This is a genomic window from Pseudidiomarina woesei (assembly GCF_001418345.1).
Taxonomy (GTDB): domain Bacteria; phylum Pseudomonadota; class Gammaproteobacteria; order Enterobacterales; family Alteromonadaceae; genus Pseudidiomarina; species Pseudidiomarina woesei.
In genome coordinates this window covers 76,046-88,049 of the sequence record NZ_LIPW01000002.1, presented here as the reverse complement: position 1 = coordinate 88,049, position 12,004 = coordinate 76,046, and the positions used below count along the sequence as shown (strand labels likewise).

The window sequence follows — 12,004 nt, the reverse complement described above, 5'->3', positions numbered from 1 at the left end:
CATGGCTTATTCCTCAGGGTAACTGAGTATGTCGGCGGCTGTTTCTTTGATTGTTGCCATAATCGAAGATGGATTAAGCGCAAATTTAAATTCAGAAACATACTGCATCAAATCAAGTGTATTATCGTTCTTTACTTCTTGCTGTACGGCACTCACATCGTGATGAATACTGCGCGATAACGATGACTCAAGAACATCTTTTGGTGCTGACTCTTGAGCAATTACAGGACAACTCAGTAAACTTGAAACAAATACAACAGTAGCGATAGTGGTTTTCATTGGGATTCTCCTATTGAATTTGGCAACATGCCAATTTAGTCAACAGGAGTAATGCAAAGCTTGTGCCAATTTCAAATGGAAAAACACCGTTAATCTTATGCTATTGATTTATATAGAATATTTACATTAAAAACAATCTTACCTCAACTATTTGAGGTTTCCTGCCGCATAGCTAGTTCGGCTAAATGTTGGTCAAACCGCGCACGCGCAGTCGTCACTTCTGCATAAGCGGACTCAATCAGTTCACGCGCATCGGTCGCCGTTGGGCCATTTTGACTAAGTAATTGACGCCATTTCTTGGCACCAGGACCGCCTTGAAATAGCCCAATCATATGGCGTGCCACATGCCATGGTCGCCCGCCCTGTGCCACGTGCCGCTCCATGTACAAAATCATCTGTTCCAAAACATGAGCCACATCGACCTGCTTTGCGGCACCGTAAATGGCATCAAACGCTGTTAACAGTATGGGGTTCTGATAAGCCTCACGACCAATCATTACGCCATCGACATGCTCCAGATGTTGATGAATTTCGGCAATGGTTTTTATTCCGCCGTTAATAGTGATGTGTAAATTGGGGTAACGCTGCTTCATGCGATACACACGGTCATAGCGTAGCGGTGGAATATCGCGGTTCTGTTTCGGGCTCAAGCCTTGCAGCCAAGCATTGCGCGCATGCAGGGTAAAATGCTCGCAGCCAGCATCCATTACTGGTTCTAGAAACCGCTGTAAATATTCATCGCTGTCGTGCTCATCAATCCCTAAGCGCGTTTTTACCGAAACAACGGTGTTAGGTGCTGCTTCTTTCATGGCTTTAACGCAGGCTGCCACCGTATGTGGCTCAGCCATTAAACAAGCACCAAAACTGCCGTTTTGAACGCGGTCCGAAGGGCAACCCACGTTGATATTTACTTCGTGATAACCTCGTTCAGCCGCCCGAACTGTGCATTCGGCCATCGCTGCGGGGTCACTACCACCAAGTTGCAAAACCACGGGCTGTTCCGCTGGGTCAAATTGCAGAAAGTCCATTTTGCCGTGAATAATTGCACCGGTTGTCACCATTTCGGTATAAAGAACAGTATGCTGCGTCAGCAAACGATGAAAATAACGACAATGACGATCGGTCCAATCCAGCATTGGCGCGATTGACAGCTTACGATCAAACGTAAGCGACTCATCGACATTGTGTTCAGGTTTATTTGGTATTGTCACAACGAGCTACGACCCATCAAAGTATTTTCGGGCGCGTATTATAGCCTGAATTAAGAGCCCTGACTAACCTCGGTTGCTAGCTTGTTTGGTAACGGCTAGTTAGTTTGATAATAAAAAGCTTTAGCGCTTATCGGCAAAAGTTTTTGATACTCAAACCCAGCACTATTTGTATCACCCGTACTCGGCAATGTAATGCCCGAGTTTTTCCAAACGGCGCCATATTGGTTATCGGCAAACCCTGCAACGATGATATTTAACTTGCCATCATTATGCCGCTCAATAGCAGCAATATTATGTGCGCCCATGAGCTTTCGCAACGGCATAGAAAGTGCAGGCAACTGCGCAATTTCCGAAGGCGCCTGCTCAATTCGTTCAAATTGAGTCATACGAGCCGAAGGCACAAAGCCAGCTATTGCTGATGGTTCATAGACGGTTACACTAGGCCCAGCAAAAAAGGCATTATTGATACGAAAAAGCTTGTCGTTTGACTGTTGTACAAGCGTTAATTGTTCACTGTTAGCAAGTCGTTTCAACTCCGCTTCCGCTACTTGAATAAAAGCTGCCACATTTTCTGCTTTTTCACGGTGACAAGCGTCATTTTGGCACAACACCACTGCTGCTAGGTTTTTAACGTATTGCGGTGCATCAATGTACATTGCGCCAATTGCACCAAAGTTGAAGTTTGCAAACTTTGCACGATATTCAGGGTTGGTGAATTTAGTTGGCCTAACATCAAGCGGCGCATATGGCATTATAAAGAACGAGTACGCCAACGGATTGTCTTTTGGCACAGTATCAGGGGGAAGTAATGCACGAAGGTGATAAAGCAGATCACGGTATTCTTTACTGCTGGCATCAGTGAAGTATTCCGGTAATTCAGCTCGCGTAGGTGCAGTAAATAAAGTCAAACAAGTTCCTATAATCATCCATGGCACTATAAACTTTGCTTTCATAAAACCCCCCTGTTGCAAAACAGTTAATATATCGAACTATGCGGTTCAATTCATCTTCCTTACGCAAAACCTGCGTGATAAACTTCGGCCATGAGCACATTAGAAACCCAGCGTCTTGTTAACAAGGCCGAAAAATTATGCGAACAACGGGGTGCGCGGTTAACACCGGCGCGCCGCGAAGTGTTTGAGATCTTGGCTGAACAAGAAGGTGCGATTGGCGCGTATGACTTACTTGATAAGTTAAAAGGTGCAGTGCCAAATGCGAAACCGCCGACCATTTATCGTGCGTTAGACTTTTTGCAAGAACAAGGGTTTGTGCACAAAATTACGTCATCAAATAGCTACGTATTGTGTAGTCATTTCGACCATCAGCATCCAGTACAGATGCTGATATGCGAACAGTGCGGTTCGGTACAAGAAATTCAGTCAGATGGTGTTTACGATGCGCTGCGCAAGCAGGCTGAAGGCCAAGGGTTTAGTGTGGCAACGCAAACGATAGAAGCCCATGGCCGATGTAAAGACTGTCGTTAATCGTTTTAGTTATTCGCTTTAGTAAAATTAACGGGCCTAATAATCTGGCCCGTCCGGCAAATCAATTTTAGCCAAGTTATCAAACTTCGAGTAATGCCCTTGGAATTTCAGTTTAACGCTACCGATAGGGCCGTTACGCTGCTTACCAATAATGACTTCTGCAACACCTTTTTCTTCGGTTTCTGGGTGATAAACTTCATCGCGGTAAATAAACATAATCACGTCGGCGTCTTGCTCTATTGATCCCGATTCACGTAAGTCAGAGTTCACCGGCCGTTTATTGGTACGTTGTTCGAGTGACCGGTTAAGCTGTGACAAGGCCACCACGGGCACTTCAAGTTCTTTCGCTAGCGCTTTTAGAGAGCGTGAAATCTCCGCAATTTCGAGGGTTCGATTTTCTGCCATGCCAGGCACAGTCATTAACTGAAGATAATCGACCATAATCATCGACAGACCACCACTCTCGCGATAAACACGGCGCGCGCGCGAGCGCACTTCGGTTGGTGTTAATCCCGATGAATCATCGATAAAGATATTGTTCTTGTCTTTTAGAATATTGATCGTTGATGCTATACGCGACCATTCATCTTCTTCAAGGCGGCCAGTACGAATACGTGTTTGATCAACATGACTTAGCGACGCCAACATACGCATCATAATTTGCTCCGACGGCATCTCAAGACTAAACACCAGTACTGGCTTGTCTTTGCGCATTGCCACGTTTTCACATAAGTTCATGGCGAACGTGGTTTTACCCATCGACGGACGCGCCGCCACAATAATTAAGTCGGAAGGCTGTAAACCAGCAGTCATTTGGTCAAGATCATAAAAACCTGTAGACGCACCGGTAATGCCATTGTGATTTTTACTGCGGCTCAATTCGTCGATTCGATCAATTGTCTTTTGCAAAATCGGGGAAATTGGCTGCGGCCCTTCATTGGCGCTAGTTCGCTTTTCGGCAATCTGAAAGACTTTGCTTTCCGCAATATCTAACAGCTCACTTGAGGTACGGTTCTGCGTGTCAAAGCCTGACTCTGCAATTTCATTGGCCGCGGCAATCATTTCACGAAGAATTGCTCGCTCGCGCACTATTTGTGCATAGGCACGAATATTCGCGGCACTAGGGGTGTTTTTTGCAATTTCGCCTAAATAGGCAAATCCGCCAACGTCTTGCAGCTCGCCAGAAGCCTCTAAAACTTCAGACACAGTTACCAAGTCTATTGGTTGAGTGCGCTCTGACAAATGATGCATGGCCCGAAAAATTAGCCGGTGCCCACGATGATAAAAATCATCGGCAATTAACTCACCTGCAATAGTATCCCATGCCTGATTATCTAGCATGAGGCCACCTAACACCGACTGCTCTGCTTCAATCGAATGTGGAGGTGTTTTTATCGCATCAAGTTTGGCATCTTTGGGTTTTTGCTGTCCTTGCCATGCTTGCTTGGTCGTGCGCTTCTCTGCCATGAATGTCTCAGTGAGTTAATGTCGAATAGCCAAGCGAAACTATACAAAATCATGCGGCATGAAGAAAGCGAATCAGTATAAATTTACTGATTCGCTAAAGTACTGTCTTGTAGGCCAAGCTATTTTTGTTGGGAAAGTTCTATATCCCCGCTAACGGTGCTTAGGCGCATTGAACCGCTGCGTTCGCCCAGTTGCAATGACAGACTTTCACCTGGGCCATATTTAGGCTTTGTTGACGTCACGTCATTCAGACGGTTTATGATTTTTCCCCCCGCGTTAGCGTTTGCATTAATATCTGCGTGCAATGCGCCAGCTAGTTTCATCTGCATTGAGCCACTGACCGTTTCAATATTCACTCGAGCTTGCTTGTTCAACGCAGTGTGTAACTCTACATCGCCGCTAACGCTATTTACATGCAGCGAGTCGACGCTAGCCAGCACTAATTTCACATCACCAGATACAGCTTCTGCACGCACCACTAGCGCATTAGTTTTAGCTTCGATATCGCCGCTTACTGTCGAGTAGGTTGCACGCGGGCTGTCACTACCATCATCGGAGACATCGCCACTAACGCTTTTCAACATAATCTCACCGGCCAGTTTGTCAGCCTCAATATCACCGCTAACGGTTTCAATGGCAACGGCGCCGCTAAGCGCTTTGGCATCAACATCACCGCTAACTGTGCGAATATTCATGTTACCGGCGAAGTTTTCCACATCAAAATCGGCAGACACACTTTGCGCGTCAACACGAACTGACTTTGGTAAGGTGATCACGAGATCATTACCATCATTGTCTGAGAAATTGCCGCGTTTGGGCATTTTGACTTTAATCGTTAAGGTGTCGCCTGCAAGCTCAAAAATAAATCCTTCAGCATTTACATCCAGCTTTCCTGTTACTTTGGCTAGATTAGTATCCGCCCCCAATATATCAACTTCACCACGCATGGTGTCGATGACAACACGCGCATTAGCAGGGATCTCTAATTGCTGATTAATTTCTTGCGCTTTCGCATCTGCCAAATTCGGCGCTAACATGAAAAGCGCGGCTACGGCGGTGATCATTGTCTTATTCATGGTCTTATTCCTTGTTTAATAAATTATCATTAAAACTAAATCTGTTGGTAACTCGGTGTTTGTAAATACATGGTTTTAAGTAGATCAAGCTCTTGCTGATGTAACCACTGTAAAAACTGCCAAAGCTCGGCATTGTTAGGTTCGCTTTGTAATTGCTGCGTGACTTGTATAGCTGCATCACGCAATTGTTTTAGCTCCAATTCAAGCTCACTGAACGTGGGAGTTAACCCTGCTGCTTCATAATTAGCTAGCAAAATATCACGCTGCTGTTGGTGCTGAGTATTAACCATCGCAAGTAAGTTTGCCGACGAGTGCAGAGTATCATTTTGATTCGAAGCAGGCGTATGCATTAAGGTGCCCATCAATACACCGAAACCAACGAATGCTGCGGCCGCTACACCACTAAACCATGCCCAGGGTGATTTTGAATTAGGCAATTTATCGCGCAGTTGGTCGCGACTAATGCTCGCTTCAATACCTCGCCACAAGTCTTTGGGCGGGTGAATTTCGCCACCTTGTTGCACCGCATCACGCAACAAAGCGTCTAATTGCTCAGCGGCATTCTTTGTTGTTGAATTATTCGGTGTCTTCATGGCTCAGCCACTCCTCTAATAACGTTCGTGCTCGATGCACTTGTGCTTTACTCGTACCTACGGCAATTCCAAGCTCTTCCGCAACATCTTCATGACGCATGCCTTCTATGCAATGCAGTACAAAAACCCAGCGGGTTTGTGGCGGCAAGCGCTGTATTAATTGGTCTAAACGTCCTAAATCCGCCGAATCTTCATGTTTTAGCTGCTGCTCAAAAACAGACTGCTCGTCACCGGCTAAATGTATTTTTTGCAATCGTTTCGTTTGCTTACGCAACTCAGTAATCGCTACGCGAGTTGCTACAGTATGCAACCAAGTGGTGAATTTACTTTGCGCCTTAAACGTCGCTAAATGCTTCCACAGCTGAATAAATACCTCTTGGGTAACATCATTGGCAGTGTCAAAATCTCCGGCTAAGCGCAAAACTAGGCCATATACGCGTCGATGATGGCTGTCATATAACTGGCGAAACGCAGTCAAATCACCATCACCAGCCCGCTGAGCAAGCTTTACATCCGGGTCATCAAAATAGTTTGTCGTTAAAATTTGAGCTGTCACTGGGTTTCCTATTTCGGCAGTTATTACAGCGTTTAATGTATGGCTATCAACTTTTACTTACCTAGTATGTCGCAACTTCTGTGTGCAAGGTTTACAGAGGGTGAAAAAAACCAAAAAAAAAGCTGCCCAAATGGACAGCTTTTTTGATTTGCTTGCAGCGACTAAATTAGTCAGCAGCAACAACTTGCAATTTAACCGTTGCAAATACGTCTGAGTGCAAGTGCAACTCAATGTCGTATTCGCCAACTTCACGCAAGGTACCGTTTGGCAACAATACTTCGGCTTTAACCACTTCAACGCCAGCTGCAGTAACTGCATCAGCGATGTCGCGAGTACCAATTGAACCAAACAATTTACCTTCGTCACCAGCTTTAGAGCCGATAACTACTGGGTCAAGTGCATTGATTTTTTCTGCACGAGCTTGCGCAGCTGCTAACTCTTCAGCCAATTTAGCTTCAAGTTCAGCACGACGCTCTTCAAATACTTTAATGTTCGCTTCGGTTGCAGGAACTGCTTTACCTTGTGGGAACAAAAAGTTACGTGCATAGCCAGACTTAACTGAAACTTGGTCACCCAAGCTACCTAAGTTGGCAATTTTGTCTAATAGAATAATTTCCATTGTCCGCTACCTCTGAGTTTCTGAGATCGTTCCGATGCCGGCTTACTGATGTGAATCAGTGTAAGGCAGCAACGATAAGTAACGTGCACGTTTGATGGCACGCGCCAATTGACGCTGGTACTTCGCAGAAGTGCCAGTGATACGGCTAGGAACGATTTTGCCACTCTCAGTGATGTAGTTTTTCAGAGTAGCGATATCTTTGTAATCAATTTCTTTAACGCCTTCAGCCTTAAAACGGCAGAATTTACGGCGACGGAAAAAACGAGCCATGATGGTCTCCTCAAATCTTCACAAGTTGCTGGGCGTGTAGTACCAATTTGCCAATACCGTTTTTATCTTCTGTTCGATTCAAAAAACCACTGACATGTACTGCAGTTCCAACGTTTAATTCTTTGGCCCACTGTGTTGCGCTATCACCGCTAATTACAACCACTATGCGAACATAGCTGCGGCGTGGTAGTCCGGCTTCAATTTGTTCCGACAAATGCTCCAGAACAAAGCGTAAATGGCTAATGCCAGCCGGGCTGTGCGTCAATTGTGGCGGCTTAATGACCGCACCGCTGACTTGATATAAATTCTGCACAGGCTCCACAGTAGTAGACACAACGTGTTGGCTTATGCCGCTTCGTTGTCGTCTTGCTCTTCGTTGCGGCTGTCAGCTTTACGCGGCTCATCTTTCTTGCTCAATACAGAAGCTTCAGTTTCAGCTTCTTTCTTGCGCATGATCATGTTGCGTAAAACAGCGTCGTTGTAACGGAAAGCTGTTTCTAGCTCGTCTACAACTTCAGCAGTCGCTTCGATGTTCATCAACACGTAGTGTGCTTTGTGCAACTTGTTGATTGGGTAAGCCAATTGACGACGGCCCCAGTCTTCCAAACGATGAATGGTACCGTTACCTGCTTTGATGGTCTCGCTGTAACGCTCGATCATGCCAGGTACTTGCTCGCTCTGGTCTGGATGGACCATGAATACGATTTCATAATGACGCATTTCTGCTCCTTATGGTTCATAGCTACCAACTGGCTCAGTCACACCCTTGGCAGCAAGGAACGCTTTTTAAATGAATTAAATACTTCAGACTGATTTAAGCGGCGGGATTTTAGCCTATAACGCCCGCAATCACAAGCTTGATTGCGCTTTATGACCGTTTTCGACAAGTTGAATAAGTATTTTTACGTATTGCTCAGGCAAGGCCGCATAACTGTCCTTAGGACCTTGCACTTTAAAACGTTGCACAGAAGCTTGCGTGTTATTGCTGGCCGGCGCTTCGAGCTCGCCACTAAGCACCAGCATGGCGCCACTTGTCACCTGGACAGTAAGTTGCCACGCGCGCGGCTCTGCTGTTTCCGATAGTCGCCACTCGTGACGCTGCTCTATGCGTTGCTGAATATCAAAAGCTACATCTTCCAAAAAGCCTTTGGCACTGCCGTCACTTGCTGCATCAATGGTATATGTGACATGTAAAAACGGTTTGTTGGAGCGTTGCTCGGGGTCAAGCTCACCGGTTGGTAACCATGCCAATGCCAACATAACAATAACCAACGCCGCTATAAGTAGCGGCTTCCAACTGCGTCTAGCTGCCATAACGTTGACGCACCACTTCGTACAAGCTCACACCGGTTGCAACCGATACGTTTAGGCTACTCACTGTGCCCAATAAAGGTATTTTAATTAATTCATCGCAGGTTTCGCGGGTTAAACGGCGCATACCGTCGCCTTCAGCCCCCATAACAATGGCTACCGGGCCGGTGTAGTCAACTTCATATAAATTCTTGGTAGCTTCACCCGCGGTACCGACTACCCAAACCTGATTATCTTGTAGCTGTCGCAATGTACGTGCCAAATTCGTCACTTGTACAAATGGTACTGCTTCTGCAGCACCACTTGCCACCTTACGAACCGTTGGGTTAATTGATGCTGATTTATCTTTAGGAACAATTATAGCGGTAACCCCAGTGGCGTCCGCGGTGCGTAAACAGGCCCCTAAGTTATGCGGGTCAGTTACTCCGTCAAGTACCAAGAACAGCGCTTTTTTGCCGGCTTTTTCACACAGTGCGTCTAAATCATTTTCGGTTAACTGGGGTGCTTCAAGCGCCGTGATAACAACACCCTGGTGATTACCACCTTCAGCTTTTTTATCCAACGTGGTTTTCGGTACAAACTGCACCCGCATACCCAGCTTTTGCGCTTGGCTAACTAGCTCTTGCAAGGGCTTGTCTTGGCGCTCGCGCGTGGCAAACACTTCCACTAAGCGTTCAGGGTGCTGGCTCATCACTGAACGCACTGAGTGCATCCCGAAAATAATGACTTTTTTGCTCATGTAACAACAACTCTCAAGAATGAATACTTATGACCGTTTTGGGCCTTTCGATTTTTGGCCCTTCGGCTTTTTGCCTTTACGGGCCGACTCTTTGGCTTTACGCTTCGACTTAATACGCGCTTTGGTGGCCTGTTTTTTCTGTTTTTTACTGGCCGGCTGTTCGGCCTTGGCAAACTTTTTGCCTTTCGCCAGCATACGATCTTGGCCGGTTGGGCTTTCTGCCGACAGTAAATCTAAGTCAATTTTGCGCTCGTCTAAATTCACTGATTTCACGCGAATGCGTACTTTATCACCTAACCGATAGACTCGCCGTGAATTTTCGCCAATCAATAACTGCCGTTCACCATCAAACTGATAGTAGTCGTTATCAAGGTTACTAATGTGCACCAAGCCATCAATTTGCATGTCATCAATGCGCACAAATAAACCAAAATTAGTTACGGCGGCAATAACACCTGAGAATTCAGAGCCCACGTGGTCTCGCATGTATTCGCATTTCAGCCATTCATCTACTTGGCGCGTGGCGTCATCTGCACGGCGCTCGGTCATGGAACAATGCGCACCTAGCTCATCAAGCTGTTCGTCTGGGTACATCCACGCCCCTTCCAGTGCCGGCGAAGGCCCCTTCTGCTTTTTAAGCAAGGCTTTAATGGCACGGTGTAAGATTAGGTCAGGGTAACGACGAATAGGCGACGTGAAATGCGAATATTCGTCAAGCGCCAAGCCAAAGTGCCCAGCGTTGTCAGGGCTATAAACTGCTTGCTGCATAGACCGTAACAGCATGGTCTGAATAAGCTCGGCATCTGGCCGCTCAGCCACTTGCGCCAGCACATCGCTATAATCTTGTGGGCTTGGATCATCACCACCTTTCATGGTAATGCCAAGCTCGGCTAAAAAGCTACGAAACGACGTTAAACGCTCGGCTGCTGGTGGCTCATGAATTCGGAACAATGCACCCGCTTCTTCATGGCTTTCAATAAGCCGCGCAGTGGCCACGTTAGCCATGATCATACATTCTTCAATGATGGTATGCGCCACGTTACGACGCACTGGCTCAATCGATTCTATTTTGCGTTGTGCATTGAATATAAATCGCGTTTCGGTTGTTTCAAACTCGATAGCTGCACGTTGTTGACGCGCTTTTTTCAGCACTTTGTATAAGCCATGCAAGTTTTCAATATTACCCATCACATGGTCATAATCTTTTCTCAGCTTCGCGTCGCCATCTAAAATGGCGGCCACTTTGGTGTAGGTTAATCGCGCATGTGACTTCATGACGGCAGGGTAAAACTCAGAACCTGTGAGTTTACCTTTATTGTTGATGGTCATTTCTGCCACCATACACAATCGGTCTACGTCAGGATTTAACGAGCATAAGCCGTTGCTGAGCTTTTCTGGTAGCATCGGCACGACAAAGTTAGGGAAATACACAGAGTTGCCGCGCTCAAGAGCGTCTTTATCTAACGCTGTATTAGGGCGCACGTAATAACTCACATCTGCAATCGCCACCCACAAGCGCCAACCATCGCCGTTAGGCTCGGCACAGACAGCATCGTCAAAGTCGCGCGAGTCATCACCATCAATGGTTATCAGCGGTAATTTACGTAAATCGGTGCGCCCTTCGTAGGCCTCAGCCGGAACAGTTTCACCGTAACGAGCTAATTCTTGCTCAACCGCGGCTGACCATTGCGTTGGAATGTCGTGTTCACGAATCGCAATTTCAATTTCCATTCCCGGAGCCATATGCTCACCGAGTACTTTGGTTACCGTGCCAATGGGGCTACTGCGGCGCGTTGGCCGTTGCGTCACTTCCACCACCACAATTTGCCCATGCCGCGCGCCGTTGGTTTGGCCTTCTGGAATTAATATATCTTGGCAAATACGGCTGTCGTCAGGCACCACAATACCAATGTTGTGCTCGACAAAATAACGCCCGACGATATCACCCTTACGCGGCTCAATAACGCGCACAATACGACCTTCTTTGCGGCCCTTGCTTTCGGTGCCCTGTTGCTGCACCAGTACTTTGTCACCATGCAACACGTTGTACATTTGATGATGCGGAATGAATAAATCGGCGCCGCCTTCGTCGGGGCGACAAAAACCAAAGCCATCACGGTGGCCAATCATGCGCCCTTTAATCAGGCTCATACGCTCAGGCAGTCCATATGCATTGGCTTTGGTGTAGATAAGTTGGCCATCGCGCTCCATAGCACGTAAACGGCGTTTCAAGCCAACCTGCTGTCGCTCATCTGTTAGTTTGAATTTTTCAACCAGTTCATCAAAACTAGTTGGTTTTAGGCGTGCTTCAACGGCAGCGAGCAAATCGTCGCGTGAAGGAATTTCAACCTCGTATTCGGGTTGTTCTAATGTTGACGAATCGTCGTGTTTTGTCATAT

15 protein-coding genes are annotated in these 12,004 nt (G+C 46.6%); 1 reads left to right on the top strand and 14 read right to left on the bottom strand.

The window, feature by feature from the left end; translation table 11 throughout:
- Nucleotides 1–6 precede the first annotated feature (6 nt).
- The 3 genes from ASC40_RS04530 to ASC40_RS04520 all read right to left on the bottom strand — a co-directional run bounded on the left by ASC40_RS04530 (nt 7) and on the right by ASC40_RS04520 (nt 2,443).
- Entirely contained in the window at nt 7–279 is a 273-nt protein-coding gene (locus ASC40_RS04530; RefSeq protein WP_055438601.1) for a hypothetical protein, read from the bottom strand.
- A gap of 143 nt (nt 280–422) precedes the next feature.
- The gene (gene dusA / locus ASC40_RS04525; protein WP_425415056.1) at nt 423–1,490 is read right to left on the bottom strand and encodes a tRNA dihydrouridine(20/20a) synthase DusA; all 1,068 of its coding nucleotides are present in this window, start codon (nt 1,488–1,490) and stop codon (nt 423–425) included.
- 95 nt (nt 1,491–1,585) lie between these two features.
- Entirely contained in the window at nt 1,586–2,443 is an 858-nt protein-coding gene (locus ASC40_RS04520; protein WP_055438600.1) for a hypothetical protein, read from the bottom strand.
- A gap of 90 nt (nt 2,444–2,533) precedes the next feature.
- On the opposite strand from ASC40_RS04520, the gene zur reads away from it, so the two are divergent.
- Nucleotides 2,534–2,974: a zinc uptake transcriptional repressor Zur gene (gene zur, locus ASC40_RS04515; RefSeq protein ID WP_055438599.1), complete on the top strand. Its 441-nt coding sequence runs from the start codon at nt 2,534–2,536 to the stop codon at nt 2,972–2,974.
- 36 nt (nt 2,975–3,010) lie between these two features.
- Here the strand turns inward: zur and dnaB are convergent, their stop codons facing one another.
- The 11 genes from dnaB to rnr all read right to left on the bottom strand — a co-directional run bounded on the left by dnaB (nt 3,011) and on the right by rnr (nt 12,002).
- Nucleotides 3,011–4,441 (bottom strand): replicative DNA helicase, encoded by a 1,431-nt coding sequence (gene dnaB, locus ASC40_RS04510; protein ID WP_055438598.1) that lies wholly within the window; start codon nt 4,439–4,441, stop codon nt 3,011–3,013.
- A 119-nt stretch (nt 4,442–4,560) separates the two neighbouring features.
- On the bottom strand, nt 4,561–5,517 hold the full coding sequence (locus tag ASC40_RS04505) for a DUF4097 family beta strand repeat-containing protein (protein WP_055438597.1): 957 nt from the start codon (nt 5,515–5,517) through the stop codon (nt 4,561–4,563).
- A gap of 35 nt (nt 5,518–5,552) precedes the next feature.
- Nucleotides 5,553–6,110, bottom strand: coding sequence for a hypothetical protein (locus ASC40_RS04500; RefSeq protein WP_055438596.1), 558 nt, complete (start codon nt 6,108–6,110; stop codon nt 5,553–5,555).
- Nucleotides 6,094–6,666, bottom strand: a complete 573-nt coding sequence (locus ASC40_RS04495; RefSeq protein ID WP_245622208.1) for an RNA polymerase sigma factor — start codon at nt 6,664–6,666, stop codon at nt 6,094–6,096. Before ASC40_RS04495 ends, ASC40_RS04500 begins: the two co-directional genes overlap by 17 nt.
- 166 nt (nt 6,667–6,832) lie before the next feature.
- Nucleotides 6,833–7,285, bottom strand: coding sequence for a 50S ribosomal protein L9 (gene rplI, locus ASC40_RS04490; RefSeq protein ID WP_055438595.1), 453 nt, complete (start codon nt 7,283–7,285; stop codon nt 6,833–6,835).
- A gap of 42 nt (nt 7,286–7,327) precedes the next feature.
- On the bottom strand, nt 7,328–7,555 hold the full coding sequence (gene rpsR, locus ASC40_RS04485; protein WP_006956988.1) for a 30S ribosomal protein S18: 228 nt from the start codon (nt 7,553–7,555) through the stop codon (nt 7,328–7,330).
- Nucleotides 7,556–7,565: 10 nt separating this feature from the next.
- Nucleotides 7,566–7,868 carry a primosomal replication protein N gene (priB, locus tag ASC40_RS04480; protein WP_245622207.1) on the bottom strand — a complete coding sequence of 101 codons (303 nt, stop codon included), beginning with the start codon at nt 7,866–7,868 and terminating at the stop codon, nt 7,566–7,568.
- A 32-nt stretch (nt 7,869–7,900) separates the two neighbouring features.
- Nucleotides 7,901–8,275 carry a 30S ribosomal protein S6 gene (rpsF, locus tag ASC40_RS04475; protein WP_055438593.1) on the bottom strand — a complete coding sequence of 125 codons (375 nt, stop codon included), beginning with the start codon at nt 8,273–8,275 and terminating at the stop codon, nt 7,901–7,903.
- Nucleotides 8,276–8,404: 129 nt separating this feature from the next.
- Entirely contained in the window at nt 8,405–8,869 is a 465-nt protein-coding gene (locus ASC40_RS04470; protein WP_055438592.1) for a hypothetical protein, read from the bottom strand.
- Nucleotides 8,859–9,605, bottom strand: a complete 747-nt coding sequence (gene rlmB / locus ASC40_RS04465; RefSeq protein WP_055438591.1) for a 23S rRNA (guanosine(2251)-2'-O)-methyltransferase RlmB — start codon at nt 9,603–9,605, stop codon at nt 8,859–8,861. Before rlmB ends, ASC40_RS04470 begins: the two co-directional genes overlap by 11 nt.
- 27 nt (nt 9,606–9,632) lie before the next feature.
- Nucleotides 9,633–12,002: a ribonuclease R gene (gene rnr, locus ASC40_RS04460; RefSeq protein WP_055438590.1), complete on the bottom strand. Its 2,370-nt coding sequence runs from the start codon at nt 12,000–12,002 to the stop codon at nt 9,633–9,635.
- Nucleotides 12,003–12,004 lie beyond the last annotated feature (2 nt).